Below are 15005 nucleotides of genomic sequence, written 5' to 3' on the forward strand. Positions count from 1 at the left end.
AGACGCGGCCAAATGTGGCTGTTAGCTCCCCTTTCCGCCCCGGCGGGGGTGGAGAGGGGTTGGGGGAGAGGGGGGGGATACAACGCCTAAAAAATAAAAATGCTGCTCATAGCCACGTGATTCGATCAATCCGCATTGACCGCGACGGCCAAGAAATATCCCAAACATCAGAGCGGAAGATTCATGCGCCGTCACGCACAGCAGCGAAAGGCACGCCATGACTAAGGTTCTCGCACAACACCAAACGAGCGGCGCAGGGACGGATTTGATTGAGCGCTACCTCGAACACGTGCGGGTTGAAAAGCGCCTGGCGCAGCGCACCGTCGAGCTCTACGCGCTCGATTTGCAGAAGTTGTCCCAGCATGCCGCGCAGGCAGGTGTCGAACTGCTTCAGGTGCAAAACAGCCACATCCGCCGCTGGGTGGCGCAGATGAATGCCGGTGGGCGCAGCGGCCGTGGCATTGCCTTGATTCTGTCGGGCTGGCGCGGCTTTTACGTCTGGCTCGGGCGCGAAGGCTTGGTCAGCAGCAACCCGGTGCAGGACGTGCGCGCGCCCAAGGCGGGCAAGCCGCTACCCAAGGCCCTGAGTGTGGACGACGCGGTGCAACTGGCCAGTTATGCCAACAGCAGCAGCGACCCGTGGCTGGAAGCGCGCGACGCGGCCATTGTTGAACTGCTCTATGGCGCGGGTCTGCGGGTGGGCGAGCTGACCGGGCTGGATGCCGTGGCCAGCAACAGCGCACGCGGCTGGATCGACTTGCAGGGGGCAGAGGCCCATGTGCTGGGCAAGGGCAGCAAGCGCCGCAGCGTGCCGGTGGGCGCCAAAGCGGTGCTGGCCCTGACGAACTGGCTGGCGCTGCGCGATCAGGCGTTGAAGCCGACCGAGACGGGGCAACCGGGGCTCGATGGCCGCGTTCAGGCTGCGCTGTTTATAGGGCGCAATGGCACCCGCTTGAGCGCCCAGTCGATCTGGCAGCGCCTGCGTCAACGCAGCCAGCAAGCGGGTTTGAGCACGCCGGTGCATCCGCACATGCTGCGCCACTCGTTTGCCAGCCACTTGTTGCAGTCCAGCAGCGACTTGCGCGCCGTGCAGGAGTTGCTGGGCCACGTCAGCATCACCACGACGCAGATCTACACCCGGCTCGACTTTCAGCACTTGGCCAAGGCGTACGATGCCGCCCACCCGCGCGCCAAAATCAAGGCGACAAGGCCAAAGTAGGGCACACTTGCGATCATCAACAGAAAGGTCATCCATGCGCAATCAAGTCACGGTTTTGTTGGACAAAGGGGTTCAGCTTCAGTTCAACGTCGGCGAGACCCCGATGGCACCCGATGTGGCACGCAACTGGCTCGACGCCCAGTTCACTGCGCTCGACTGCGAGCCGCTGCGCGCCAGCGGCAAGGTACTGACCGCCGACAAGGTGCTGCGGGTGACCGAGGCGGCAGGGGCGGACATGTTCGAGGATGAAAAATGGGCTGCTGACTATGTGCAGGCGGTGCATGGCGCGCTGGCCCGGCCCCTGATCCGGGTCGACGTGCCCGCGATGACCGTCACGTTCTGACGCGGCGCGCCCACGCGGTCGGGCGCGAACAATTTATAAGCGACCGGTGCTGAGGCCGCTTTTCCAGGCCTGACAATGGGCGCATGAAAACCATTACCTTGAAAGCGGGCAAAGAGCGTTCGCTGTTGCGCCGCCATCCCTGGATTTTTGAGTCGGCCATTGCCCAGGGCGGGGCCGACGCGGGTGAAACCGTGCGGGTGCAGTCGCACGAGGGCCAATTCCTCGCCTGGGCGGCCTTCAGCCCGGCGTCTAAAATCCGGGCTCGGGTCTGGAGTTTCGTCGAAGCCCAGCGCATCGATGACGCATTTTTAATAGCTGCTTGTGCAAGTGCCATAAGGGCTAGAGCCCGATTTGATATAAATAGTGACAGCATGCGGCTGGTCCACGGCGAGTCGGACGGTTTGCCGGGACTGATCGTGGATCGCTATGGCGACACCCTGGTGGCGCAGTTTCTCTCCAGTGGCGCTGAGCGCTGGAAAGACGTGCTTGCCGATGCCTTGCTGGCCGCCACTGGTCTGTCCAAACTGTATGAACGCTCCGACGCCAGTGGCCGCGTACGCGAAGCTTTGCCCGAGGTGAACGGCTGGCTGCGCGGAAACGGCCCGGTGGAGTTGGTGTTGCGCGAGCACGGCTGGCAACTCGGTGTCAACATTGCCACGGGCCACAAAACCGGCTTTTATCTGGACCAGCGCGATAGCCGCGCCAAGTTTGCGCACTATTGCGCGCGCCTGAAGTTCGACCGCGTCCTCAACTGCTATTGCTACACCGGCGGCTTCACGGTGGCGGCTCTGACTGGTGGCGCAACGCACGTCACCTCGATCGACTCCTCCGGCCCGGCTTTGGTGCAAGCCGCCGCTAACTTGGCCCTGAATGGCTTGGCGCCGGATCGCGCGACTTTTCTCGATGCCGACGTGAATGCCTCGATGCGCCAGTTTGGCGCCGAGGGCAAGACTTTTGATGCGATCGTGCTCGATCCGCCCAAGTTTGCGCCGACGGTGGCGCACGCGGAGCGCGCCGCGCGGGCCTACAAGGACATCAACCGGCTCGCGTTCAAACTGCTGGCGCCGGGTGGCGTGCTGTTCACTTACTCCTGCTCGGGCGGCATCAGCGCCGACCTGTTCCATAAGATTGTGGCCTCCGCCGGCATCGACGCCCAGGTTGACGGTTACATCGTTGAGCACATGGGTGGGGCGCCTGATCACCCGATGACGATCAATTTCCCCGAAGGGGAATACCTCAAGGGCCTGGTGGTGATGCGCAAATAAGTCCTGGGCCGCAAGCCGCTGGCAATAGGCCGCTACACTCCCCCCCTGCTGACGTCCCCAATTCCTTGAGAAAAGCCATGAGTCTTATCCCTGCAACCATCCTGACGGGCTTCCTTGGCTCGGGTAAGACCACGCTGCTCAAACGCGTGCTGGAAGAGGCGCACGGCCAGAAGATTGCGGTCATCGAAAACGAGTTTGGCGAAGAAAACATCGACAACGAGATTCTGGTGACCGAATCCAAGGAGCAGATCATCCAGATGAACAATGGCTGCATCTGCTGCACCATTCGTGAAGACTTGCGCGAGGCCCTGCAGTTGCTGGCCGCCAAGAAGCGCCAGGGCTTGCTCGATTTTGACCGCGTGGTGATCGAGACTACCGGCTTGGCCGACCCCGGTCCGGTGGCGCAAACTTTTTTCATGGACGACGAAATTGCCGAGAGCTACCTGCTCGACTCGATTTTGACGCTGGTCGATGCCAAGCATGCCATGACGCAACTCGACGAACGCCAGGAAGCACGTCGTCAGGTCGGATTTGCCGACCAGATTTTTATCAGCAAGACCGATCTGGTGGCCGCTGATGAGGTGGACGCTTTGATGCACCGCTTGAAGCATATGAATCCGCGGGCACCGCAGAAGGCGGTTCATTTTGGTGAAGTGGCCCTGAGCGAGGTGTTTGACCTGCGCGGATTCAACCTCAACACCAAACTCGACATTGACCCGGATTTCCTCAAAGATGGGGAGCACGACCACGAAGGGCACGATCACCATGATCATGCGCCAGGCGAGTCCTGCGACCATCCCTCTCACACTTCAGGCGGCGGACATCACCATCGCCACGATGACGACGTCAAGAGTTTTGTTTTCAAATCAGAGCGCGCTTTTGATCCCGCCAAACTGGAAGATTTTCTCGGCGCCATCGTCAATATTTACGGCCCGCGCATGTTGCGCTACAAAGGCGTCCTGCTCATGAAGGGTACGGATCGCAAGGTGATTTTTCAGGGCGTGCACCAGCTGATGGGCAGTGACTTGGGCCCGGCCTGGGCTGAAGGGGAGCCGCGTGTCAGCAAAATGGTGTTTATCGGCATTGACTTGCCGCAAGACATTTTTCTGCAAGGCATGGAACAGTCTTTAGTTTGACTCAATTTTGTACGATAAAGCGGTTAACCAATGTTTTCCTCGTTTTTTCAATTGATGGGATTTCCAACGCGTAAACCTGTAAACTCGCGCGCCAATGAAGTTGCGCAGAGCCAGTCGTCAAAAGCTGGCGCGGAGGCGATAAGCCAAAAAGTTTCAGACTCCGCTGTCAACGCCAGGCAACCATCCATCAGCGATGTCAATAAGCAGAATAAATCAGCGAGGAGACAAGACGTGAAAGCCAAAACCGTGAAAGCCAAGGAGACGCCTAAAGCGACCCATGAAGTTGTCAAGGGCAAGCCGAGCATCAAAGCGGTCGCTCAACCGGTGGCGCAGCCCAAGGCCAAGTCGACGGTCAAGCCCGCGCCCGCTGCCAAATCAGCACCACATGCCGCAGCCAAACCGTCGGTGAGCAAGGCGGCACCGGTCAAACCGTCTGTGCCAACGAAAATAGTGGGGAAAGAGCCCAAGCCGGCGGCAAAAGCCGCGGTCAAGGTGACCAAAGTAGTCAAGGCCTCCCCAGTCAGAGTTGTCAAACCGACAGCCATTATGAAAGCAAAGGATTCAGTGAAAACGACGCTCGCGAAAGCCGCCAAACCTGAGGTGGCAGCACCCAAAATCTCCGTGGCCCCGGCTGTGGCTCCGGTCAAAACTGCGGTGGCGCCTGTAGCCCCTGCCGCGCCATCAGTCCCCGTCAGAGCGGGCCGTCCGTCCTCACGGCTGGCGCAGTTGACGGTGCCGTCGATGGCGCAGTCGGTGGCTTCCACCGCGGCCAAAGCCAGCTTCACCCAAACCGTCGACAAGCCATACATCGTCCCGCCTGTCGCCTCTGCTGTCAAAAAGGACCCGGCTTTGGTCAACAACTGGAAACTGAAGCCAGTTGACCAGCTGACAGAGGCCGAGCTGATCGCGATGCCTGACGATGAATACATGAACGAGACCCAGTTGGCGTTCTTTCGTCGTGTGCTCAACACGCTCAAGCAGGACATTCTGAGCAATGCCGGCCAGACCACTGAACATCTGCGGGCCGACACAGTGGTGGTGCCTGACCCGGCCGATCGGGCCACCATTGAAGAAGAACACGCCCTGGAGTTGCGCACGCGCGACCGTGAGCGCAAGCTGCTGAAGAAAATTGAGCAATCGCTCGCGCGCATTGACTCGGGCGACTATGGCTACTGTGATGAGACCGGGGAAGCCATCGGGGTCGGCCGCCTGCTGGCCCGTCCGACCGCCAACCTGTCGCTGGAGGCCCAGCAGCGCCGGGAGCTCAAGCAGAAGATGTTTGGGGATTGACGGGCGACGTCTCTGTGACCTCTGCCCCAGCTTGATCCTGTCATGGCTACCAAAGACACCAGCACCGGTTTGCTGTCCAAGATGGCCCGGTTTGTTCGCAATCCGACCAAGGATTGGTCTGATTTGGACAAGCCGGAGCCCGACACCCAGCAGGAAAATGAGTATGGCAAAGCGGCACTCAAGGAGATGATTGAGCGCAAGCGACAAAATGATTTCGTGCGTCGGCGCGAATTTGACCATCTGCGCAAGATTCGTCGCAATGGGCCAGTGTTGAGCCCGGAGCTCGCCGGCCGTCCTTCCTTTTTCCAGACCAGTTCGATTTCCAACCTGGATGAGCGTGCCACGACGCTGAAGAAAATTGATGAAATTGAAGCCCAGATGTCCAAGCAGTGGTGGAAGGGCAAGCAGGACGAGGCATTGGTTCAGGCGGACAAGTCGCCCATTTTCCCCCGAGCGTCCCTGAGGGCAGGGGAGTATGCGCCACCGGAAGGTGCCCAGCGAAGAGCGGAAGACACATTTGTTTCCACGCTGGCGTCGCAGTTGAAACCGACGGGTGACTCGGAAGCCGGGGCTGAGTACGAGCCGACACAAATGGGTTTGGCCGCGTCGCAGGAGCCTGCACCCACCGGTGCGCCGCGGCAGATGCTGTCATCCAAGAGTTCCGGTGGCAGGTCGCTTGATGCCGGCCTGAGCGAATTTTCAACTTCGAAGTTGTTTTCCGTAGAGTTGGGGGACCGTCTGGCCGATCCCGATCTGGAGGAGGCGGCCATCCGATTCGCCAATGGCGATGACGCAGGGGCCGAAGCAACCTTGCTGACCGCGTTGCAGGCCGAGCAGGTTGATCCAGTTGCCGCCGACGCCTGGGCAGCGGCCTTGTTTGACCTGTATCGCTGCACCGGGCAACAGGCCAGTTTTGATCGCGTCGCCATTGAGTACGCGCAGCGGTTCGGGCGCTCGGCGCCAGCCTGGTTTTCAACGCCGGAGTTATTGGGGCACAACACGCGTCCAGCGGCGCTTTCACAGGGCAGTGCGTTGGCGTCTGGCAGTCAGTTGGTCTGGGAGTGTCCGGTCGAGATTGATCTGCCGGACTTGCAGGCCTTGCGCGCCAGTTTGGCCACTGCGCCCGGCCAGCTTTGGCATTTGCGCTGGGGTCAGTTCCAGCGCATGACACCTGAGGCCGCCAGTAGCTTGGCCCAGTTGTTTGCACAGTGGTGCGCGCAGCCTGTCAAATTACAGTTTGATGGGTCCGATGTGCTGAACCATATTTTGAAATGCAGCACGCCGTCGGGCGATCAGGCGGTGGACATGGTGTGGTGGCGCCTGCGCTTGGACGCCCTGCGCATCTTGCGTCTGCAGGATGAGTTCGAGTTAACGGCGCTTGATTTTTGTGTCACCTACGAAGTCTCGCCACCACCCTGGGAGGACGCCCGGTGTGAGTATGTCCATGAACGTTTGAATTCAATGCTGCCAATGGACACGACTTCTGGCTTGACCGGCGCGCCCGCCGTGGGCCCCTCTTTCGCCGTGAGTCAGTCGGCGACAGAGCCCATGGGACTCGACCAGTTGTCGGCGGCGACGGTGGTGGAGTTGAGCGGTGAGGTGCTGGGAGACGCGGCCGAGGCGCTGGACAAGCTGCAGGCCGGTTTGCTTGACGCCAAGCACCTGGTTATTTCCTGTTCCCGACTGATTCGGGTCGACTTTTCGGCCGCAGGCAGCATCCTGAACTGGGTGGCGCTGCACGAATCTCAGGGTTGCTCGGTTCAGTTTCGCGACGTGCCACGTCAAGTGGCCGCATTTTTCAACGTCATTGGGATTAACGAGCACGCGCGGGTTCTGTTGCGCACCCATTGACTTTTTCGACATTGAGCATGGACCAATTTCACGGAACCACCATCATCAGCGTACGCCGCAAGACGCCCGAGGGCTACGCGGTGGCCATTGGCGGCGACGGCCAGGTCACCTTGGGCAACATTGTGGTCAAAGGCACGGCCCGCAAGGTGCGCAAGCTGTACCACGGCAAGGTGCTGGCCGGCTTTGCCGGCGCCACCGCAGACGCTTTCACGCTGTTTGAACGCTTTGAAGCCAAGTTGGAGAAGCATCAGGGCCATCTGGTGCGAGCCGCCATTGAGCTCACCAAAGACTGGCGCACCGATCGGGTCTTGCGCCGTCTGGAGGCGATGCTGGCTGTGGCCGATAGCGAGGCCTCGCTTATCATCACTGGCAACGGTGATGTGCTGGAGCCCGAGAACGGCATTGTTACGATTGGCTCCGGCGGTGCTTACGCCCAAGCGGCGGCCATGGCCTTGCTAAACCATACCGAGATGTCGGCGCCGGAAATCGTCAAGAAGTCCCTGGAAATCGCCGCTGAGATCTGCATCTATACCAACATGAGCCACACCATTGAGACTTTGGGCGAAAGTCCGTAGCGACAAGCCATGACACCTCAAGAAATTGTCAGTGAACTAGATAAACACATTGTTGGCCAGCAACAGGCCAAGCGGGCGGTGGCCATTGCACTGCGCAATCGGTGGCGGCGCCAGCAGGTCGAGCCCGGCCTGCGCGCAGAAATCACACCCAAGAATATTTTGATGATCGGCCCCACGGGGGTCGGCAAAACCGAAATCGCGCGACGCCTGGCGCGGCTCGCCGATGCGCCCTTCATCAAGGTCGAGGCGACCAAGTTCACCGAGGTCGGCTACGTCGGTAAGGATGTCGACGCCATCATCCGCGATCTGGCCGATATTGCCGTCAAACAAACGCGCGTCGCCGAGATGAAAAAAGTGCGCACCCGCGCCGAGGACGCGGCCGAAGATCGGGTATTGGATGTCTTGATTCCACCCCCGCGCGGCGATTTTGGTGTGATGCAGAACATGGAACCCGAGAGTGCCGCGCGCCAGACATTTCGCAAGAAACTGCGCGAGGGCCAGCTGGCGGATCGGGAAATTGAAATTGACCTCGCGCAGTCGGCGCAGCAGCTGGAGATCATGGGCCCGCCCGGCATGGAGGAAATGACGGAGCAGTTGCGCGGCATGTTTGGCCAGATGGGGCAGCAAAAGCGCCAGACGCGCAAGCTCAAAATTCCCGAGGCCTTGAAGCTGCTGGTCGATGAGGAGGCGGCCAAACTGGTCAACGAAGAAGAGATCAGGACGCAGGCGCTGCAGATGCTGGAGCAGAACGGCATTGTGTTCATCGACGAGATTGACAAGGTCACCTCGCGCGCTGAAGGCAGCGGCGCCGAGGTCTCGCGACAGGGCGTCCAGCGCGACCTGCTGCCGCTGGTTGAAGGCACGACGGTGTCGACCAAATACGGCATGGTCAAGACCGATCACATCCTGTTCATCGCCTCGGGGGCGTTTCACCTGAGCAAGCCCAGTGACTTGATCCCAGAGTTGCAGGGGCGTTTCCCGATCCGGGTAGAACTGCAGTCGTTGTCGGTGCAGGACTTTGTAGCCATCCTGACCCAAACCACGGCCTCCTTGGTCAAACAGTACCAGGCCCTGCTGGCTACGGAAGATGTGCACATCGAGTTTCTTGACGAGGGCATCACGCGCTTGGCGCATATTGCGTTCGATGTCAATGAGCGCACCGAAAACATTGGTGCCCGGCGTCTGTCGACCGTCATGGAGCGCTTGCTCGATGAGGTGAGCTATGACGCTGCCAACCTGGGCGGTCAAACGATTCACATCGATGCGGCTTATGTGCAGGCCCGACTCGGTGAGTTGAGCCAGGATGAAGACCTTTCGCGTTACATTTTGTAAGTGTTTGCGGGACATATTCATTGGTTCTGTCCTGAACTGATTTAGGTGGCATCAAGCCGGTCTTCAGGCATCACATTGATTACACGCCCTAAGTCCTTAATCTAGAACGTTTTTTGATCTTCATTTGCATCCAGATACGTCTCTAAGCCCTTGATTTCATTGGAAATATTTATTTCAAAACCGGTTGGTGCGAGTTACTTTTGCTGATACAGTGCAAAAATGTGCAAATAAGTGGTGAAAAGTGCCTTTGCGCTTTCATTTCTTTGCCAAATCATCAAAAGAGAGTGTGCTGTCGTGTTTCAAGGGGCTTCGTCTTTAAGTCTGGATGCCAAAGGTCGGCTATCGGTGCCGACCCGGCATCGTGACGTCCTCAGCGCCACCGCCTCGGGCCAACTCACCATCACCAAGCATCCGCACGGTTGTCTGATGATTTTCCCGCGTCCCGAGTGGGAAAAGTTTCGTGAACGCATTGCCGCGCTGCCAATGGATGCGCAGTGGTGGAAGCGGATCTTCCTGGGCAACGCCATGGATGTTGAACTCGACGGCACTGGTCGTGTGCTGGTGTCGCCTGAACTGCGCGGCGCCGCTGGCATTGCCAAGGACGCTGTTTTGCTGGGAATGGGCAGTTACTTCGAGTTGTGGGACCAGGTGACCTATGACGCGCAAGAGGCCAAGGCGATGCAAGGCGACATGCCTGACGTTTTCAAAGACTTTTCTTTCTGACGGCGCACGGTGGAAACATCCTTGATACACACCACCGTGTTGTTGAACGAAGCGGTGGACGCTCTGTTTGACAACCCGGACGCCCCGCCCGATGGGTCTGACGAGGGTGCGCAGGTCTATGTGGACGCCACTTTTGGCCGCGGCGGCCACAGCCGCCTCATTCTCTCCCGGTTGAGGCCGGCAGACCGGCTGATCGCCTTTGACAAGGATACCGAGGCGCTGGCCGAGGCCGCCAGCATCCGTGATCCACGTTTTTCCATTCGGCACCAGGGATTCAGTCATCTCGATGAGTTGCCCCCAGGGAGCGTGGCCGGCGTGCTGCTCGACCTGGGCATCAGTTCGCCCCAAATTGACAACGCGGCGCGGGGTTTCAGTTTCCGGTTCGAGGGGCCGCTGGACATGCGCATGGACACGACACGCGGCATCAGTGTGGCGCAGTGGCTGACCAATGCCGAGACCGACAAAATAGCGGAGGTGATACGTGACTATGGTGAAGAACGGTTTGCTGGGCCCATTGCAAAGGCGATTGTTGCTCGCCGACAGGAGCGCGGCCCAATTTCAACCACCACCGAGCTGGCCCAACTCGTGGCTGACACGGTCAAAACCCGCGAGCCGGGCCAGAACCCCGCCACGCGCACCTTTCAGGCTTTTCGGATTTTTATCAACGCCGAGCTTGAAGAGTTGCAGCAGGCGTTAGCCGCCAGCCTGCAGGTGTTGCGGCCGGGTGGACGCTTGGTTGTCATCAGTTTTCATTCACTCGAAGACCGCATCGTCAAACAGTTCATCGCCCAGCATTCGCGCGAGGTCTATGACCGGCGTGCGCCTTTTGCGCAGCCCAAGGTGATGCTGCTCAAGGCGGTCGCGCGCCTCAAGCCCAGTGCCGCCGAGGTGAGTGCCAACCCGCGTGCGCGCAGCGCCATCATGCGTGTGGCGCAGAGGACGGCTCAATGATCAGGATCAATCTCGTCCTGCTGTTGGCCGTGCTCGCCAGTGCCTTGTACCTGGTCAATGTGCAGTACGAGTCACGCCGCTTGTTTTCTGCGCTGGATCAGGCTAACTCCGAAGCGCGCCGTCTGGAAGCCGACAACGAGCGCTTGCAGGTGGAAAGACGGGCGCAGGCCACGCCCGCGCGCGTGGAGCGTCTGGCCATGGCCAAATTGCAGATGCGCACGACCACGCCCGCCATCACCCACTACGTCACCTATGGCAGCGTCGTCCCGGCTGCCGGTTTGACGCCGGCTGACCCCGCCTCGAGCCATGCTGGCTCGGCCACTGGCGCCCGCATCCCATGAGCCGCAGCATCGCCTATACCTCGAGCCCCTTGCTGGCGAGCCGCACGCCGCTCTGGCGCAGCAAGTTCATTGTGGCGGCCATCGCGCTGGGTTCGGTCGGCCTGATTGCACGCGCTGCCTACATTCAGGTGGTGGCCAATGATTTTTTTCAGAAACAGGGCCAGGTGCGCTTTGGCCGCACGCTCGCGCTGCCGGCCAACCGGGGCCGCATTCTGGATCGCAACGGCCTGATCCTGGCGTCCAGCATTCCGGCCCCCAGCATCTGGGCTATTCCCGAAGATGTGGATCGCGACCCGGCCCGCTTGCGCCAGTTGGCCAAACTGCTGGAGATGCCCCTGGCCGACCTCAACAAGCGATTGGCGGATGAAGACAAGACCTTTGTCTGGCTCAAACGCCAAGTGGACGATGACGTGGCCAAGCAGATCGCGGCGCTGGGTCTCAAGGGCGTTTACCAACGCAAGGAATACAAGCGCCAATACCCCGAAGGCGAGGCCAGCGCGCACGTGGTGGGCTTCACCAACGTGGAAGACAAGGGCCAGGAGGGCATCGAGTTGGCTTTCAACAAAGAGCTGGCCGGTCATGCCGGGTCGCGCCGTGTCATCAAAGACCGAATGGGCCGCGTGGTGGAGGCGGTCGGCGAGCAGATTGAGCCGGTGGATGGCCGCGATCTGCAGCTCAGTATTGACAGCAAGATTCAGTTCGTTGCCTACCAGAAGCTGCGCGATGCCGTGTTGCTGCGCAAAGCCAAGGCTGGCAGTGTGGTGGTGCTCGATGTGGTAACCGGTGAAGTGCTGGCGCTGGCCAATTTTCCGAGCTATTCGCCCGCCAAACGGCAGAACCTGAGTGGCGCTCAGTTGCGCAACCGGGCGCTGACGGACACATTTGAGCCCGGTTCAGTGATGAAGCCGTTCACGATCGGACTGGCCCTGGAGACTGGTCGCGTCACACCGCAGACCCTGATTGACACGGGCACGGGCAAGCTCAGCATCACGGGCTCGACGATCTCCGACTCGCATCCCAATGGTGTGTTGACGGTAGAGGGTGTGATTCAAAAATCCAGCAACATTGGCACCACCAAGATTGCCATGCAGATGCAACCGCGCGAAATGTGGGAACTATTTTCAGAGGCCGGCTTTGGGCAGAAGCCGCAGATCCGTTTTCCGGGCGCGGTGTCGGGGCGGTTGCGCCCCTACAAGACCTGGCGGCCGATCGAGCAGGCCACCATGTCCTATGGCTACGGCTTGTCGGCCTCGCTGTTCCAGATGGCCCGCTCCTACACCATTTTTTCAAATGACGGCCAGCTGATCCCGGTCACGATGCTCAAGAGCAGCGAGCCGGCCGTGGGGGTCAGGGTGTTTTCGGTGCGTACCGCTGGCCAGGTTCGCAAGATGCTGCAACTGGCGGCGGGTCCGGGTGGCACGGGGCAGAAAGCGCAAACCATGGGCTACTCGGTAGGGGGGAAATCGGGCACCGCCTACAAACAGATCGGCAAGGGCTACGGCAGCGCGGGCAATCGCAAGTACCGGGGCTGGTTTGTGGGCATGGCGCCGATCGAGAAGCCCCGCATCATCATTGGCGTGATGATCGATGAGCCCGGCGGCGGACAGTATTTTGGTGGCGCGGTGGCCGCGCCGGTCTTCAGCGAAGTGGCGCAGCAGACCCTGCGCATGATGGGTGCCCAGCCAGACATGGCGGTCATACCCCAGATCGTGGCGCAGGCGGAAGAGGAGAGTCTCTGATGCTTGAGTTGCGCACGCCTTCTGAAGCCGCCCACTGGTTGCGCAGCCGCGTTACCGGCACGCTGCAAACCGACAGCCGCAAATTGCAGCCAGGCGACGGCTTCATCGCCTGGCCAGGCGCTGCGCTTGACGCGCGCCAGTTTGTGGCGAGCGCCCTGGCCAGCGGTGCGCGTGCCTGTCTGGTCGAGCGCTTGGGCGCCGAGGCGTATGCCTTCAGCAGCGACCAGGTCGCTGCTTACCCCGGCCTCAAAGCGGCCAGCGGCCCGATTGCCGCCGCCTATTTCAACCAGCCCTCCGAGCAGCTCGATGTGCTGGCAGTGACCGGCACCAACGGCAAGACCTCGACCGCTTGGTGGCTGACGCAAGCGCTATCGAATTTAAAGCTGGTAGAGCCCATTCCATGCGGGCTGGTGGGCACTTTCGGCATAGGAACACCACCGCTGCCCGGCGCCCCACTCGCCGCCGATCCCCTGGCCGCCATGGTGGCGACCGGCCTGACCACGCCGGACCCGGTGCAACTGCAGCAAGCCTTGCGCCGTTTTGTGGAGCGGGGCCTGCAGGCTTGTGCGCTGGAGGCGTCCTCCATTGGCCTGGAAGAGAAGCGCCTGAACGGCACCCGCATTCGCACCGCGATCTTCACCAATTTCACGCAGGACCACCTGGATTACCACGGTGCCATGGCGGATTACTGGCAGGCCAAGGCCAGCCTGTTCCAGTGGCCGGGCTTGCAGTCTGCCGTCATCAACATTGATGACGAACAAGGCGCTGAACTGGCCACCGCGCTGCGCGGACAAGCGCTAGATGTCTGGACAGTGTCGTGCCTCACAACCGCCCGCTTGCAGGCCTGCGACATCGTCCATGGCACACAAGGTTTGCGCTTTGCGCTGCTGGAGCGCGAGCCTATTGGTGCCAACGGGGTCGGCGCGGTGGGCGAACGCCATGTGCTGCAGACCCGGCTGATCGGGAGCTACAACATCACCAACCTGCTCGGCGTGATCGCTGCCATGCGCTGCATGAACGTGCCGCTGGCGGCAGCGGTTGCGGCCTGCGCTGACTTGAGCCCGGTGCCCGGACGCATGGAATGTTGGGGAGCCCCGGGCCAGCCCCTGGCCGCTGTGGACTATGCCCACACGCCCGACGCGCTGGCCAAGGCACTGCTGGCCCTGCGCCCCTTGGCGGACCAGCGTGGCGGCAAGCTGTGGTGTGTTTTTGGCTGTGGCGGTGACCGCGATACGGCCAAGCGGCCCCTGATGGGTGCCATTGCGGCCCGCCATGCCGACTGCGTGGTGGTGACCAGCGACAACCCGCGCAGCGAAAAGCCCGACGCCATCATCAGCCAGATTTTGCTCGGTCTCGCCGGCCACCCGGCTTTGAGCGTTGAGCCGGACCGGGCGCTGGCGATAGCGCAAGCCTTCGCGCAGGCGGCGCCCGAAGATGTGCTGCTGATTGCCGGCAAGGGCCATGAGGATTATCAGGAGGTGGCGGGTCGACGCCTGCCGTTCTCGGATGCCGAGCAGGTGCGCAGTGCCTTGGGTCAGTGGGTTGCGCTTGACGATGGACCGACCGCCGAGCCGGGAGCGCAGGGATGAGCGCGATGATTCACTGCTTTGCTCCGGACTCGGCGGCTTTGCCCCTGGTTGATCCCTTGCTTGCCGGAGTACATGGGTTCTTTGACGGCGCTGTGGTCGATGGGGAAGGACATGTTTCTTGCCATTTTTCCTCCACTCACTCCCCCAACCCCTCTCTCGCCCCGCCGGGCGAAAGAGGGGGGCTTCATGTGGCCGCGTGTTTTAAGGTGGGAACTTCGCGCTTGACTGCGCGCTGGCCTCAAAGTGAAGGCAATTCGGCGACCAGTCGCTGCAGCCAAATTCGGCCTCCCATCAGCTCGCCTCGCCTCAGTGCCGTTCACTTGAGTCCGTTCGCCCTGAGCCTGTCGAAGGGCTGGCAGGCTTCGACTGGCTCAGCCCGAACGGAGATCGGGAGTGATCTATACAGCATTGGGCCCATCCTGGATTTCTCGATGTGCTGCCCAGAATCAGCTCAATCAGATCACGTGCTGCCTCAACGCCAATGCGCTCCAAGCTGCTTGCAACCCATCCAGAAGCCGAGCACGCAGTTTGATGGCAACGTGCCCGTGCGCACCTTGTTCCCACCTTCAAAGACACGGCCAAATGTGGCTGTTAGCTCCCTTTCCGCCCCGGCGGGGGTGGAGAGGGTTGGGGTGAGGGGGGGGATACAAC

13 protein-coding genes are annotated in these 15005 nt (G+C 60.8%); all 13 read left to right on the forward strand.

Going from position 1 to position 15005, the window contains the following annotated elements; all coding sequences use genetic code 11:
• The first annotated feature begins 217 nt into the window (after positions 1-217).
• The 13 genes from GZ093_RS16875 to GZ093_RS16935 all read left to right on the forward strand — a co-directional run bounded on the left by GZ093_RS16875 (position 218) and on the right by GZ093_RS16935 (position 14354).
• The gene (locus GZ093_RS16875; protein WP_296488136.1) at positions 218-1219 is read left to right on the forward strand and encodes a tyrosine recombinase XerC; all 1002 of its coding nucleotides are present in this window, start codon (positions 218-220) and stop codon (positions 1217-1219) included.
• Between the two features lie 34 nt (positions 1220-1253).
• Positions 1254-1562, forward strand: coding sequence for a hypothetical protein (locus GZ093_RS16880; protein WP_296488137.1), 309 nt, complete (start codon positions 1254-1256; stop codon positions 1560-1562).
• Positions 1563-1645: 83 nt separating this feature from the next.
• Positions 1646-2827 (forward strand): class I SAM-dependent methyltransferase, encoded by a 1182-nt coding sequence (locus GZ093_RS16885; RefSeq protein ID WP_296488140.1) that lies wholly within the window; start codon positions 1646-1648, stop codon positions 2825-2827.
• Positions 2828-2904: 77 nt separating this feature from the next.
• Complete coding sequence (locus tag GZ093_RS16890; RefSeq protein ID WP_296488142.1) at positions 2905-3963, forward strand: GTP-binding protein; 1059 nt, start codon at positions 2905-2907, stop codon at positions 3961-3963.
• Positions 3964-4194: 231 nt separating this feature from the next.
• Positions 4195-5253, forward strand: a complete 1059-nt coding sequence (dksA, locus tag GZ093_RS16895; protein ID WP_296488144.1) for an RNA polymerase-binding protein DksA — start codon at positions 4195-4197, stop codon at positions 5251-5253.
• Positions 5254-5295: 42 nt separating this feature from the next.
• Entirely contained in the window at positions 5296-7104 is a 1809-nt protein-coding gene (locus tag GZ093_RS16900) for an STAS domain-containing protein (RefSeq protein ID WP_296488146.1), read from the forward strand.
• A gap of 17 nt (positions 7105-7121) precedes the next feature.
• Positions 7122-7679, forward strand: coding sequence for an ATP-dependent protease subunit HslV (gene hslV, locus GZ093_RS16905; protein WP_296488148.1), 558 nt, complete (start codon positions 7122-7124; stop codon positions 7677-7679).
• Between the two features lie 9 nt (positions 7680-7688).
• Entirely contained in the window at positions 7689-9011 is a 1323-nt protein-coding gene (gene hslU, locus GZ093_RS16910) for an ATP-dependent protease ATPase subunit HslU (RefSeq protein ID WP_296488151.1), read from the forward strand.
• Positions 9012-9305: 294 nt separating this feature from the next.
• Positions 9306-9734 (forward strand): division/cell wall cluster transcriptional repressor MraZ, encoded by a 429-nt coding sequence (mraZ, locus tag GZ093_RS16915; protein WP_296488154.1) that lies wholly within the window; start codon positions 9306-9308, stop codon positions 9732-9734.
• A 9-nt stretch (positions 9735-9743) separates the two neighbouring features.
• Complete coding sequence (gene rsmH, locus GZ093_RS16920; RefSeq protein ID WP_296488155.1) at positions 9744-10685, forward strand: 16S rRNA (cytosine(1402)-N(4))-methyltransferase RsmH; 942 nt, start codon at positions 9744-9746, stop codon at positions 10683-10685.
• A complete protein-coding gene (gene ftsL / locus GZ093_RS16925; RefSeq protein ID WP_296488157.1) occupies positions 10682-11026 on the forward strand; it encodes a cell division protein FtsL in 345 nt (114 codons plus the stop codon). The genes rsmH and ftsL overlap by 4 nt, the downstream gene beginning before the upstream one ends.
• On the forward strand, positions 11023-12765 hold the full coding sequence (locus GZ093_RS16930) for a penicillin-binding protein 2 (RefSeq protein ID WP_296488159.1): 1743 nt from the start codon (positions 11023-11025) through the stop codon (positions 12763-12765). The genes ftsL and GZ093_RS16930 overlap by 4 nt, the downstream gene beginning before the upstream one ends.
• Positions 12765-14354, forward strand: a complete 1590-nt coding sequence (locus tag GZ093_RS16935) for a UDP-N-acetylmuramoyl-L-alanyl-D-glutamate--2,6-diaminopimelate ligase (protein WP_296488162.1) — start codon at positions 12765-12767, stop codon at positions 14352-14354. Before GZ093_RS16930 ends, GZ093_RS16935 begins: the two co-directional genes overlap by 1 nt.
• Positions 14355-15005: the final 651 nt, after the last annotated feature.

This window comes from Rhodoferax sp., from assembly GCF_010365055.1.
Lineage (GTDB): Bacteria > Pseudomonadota > Gammaproteobacteria > Burkholderiales > Burkholderiaceae_C > Rhodoferax.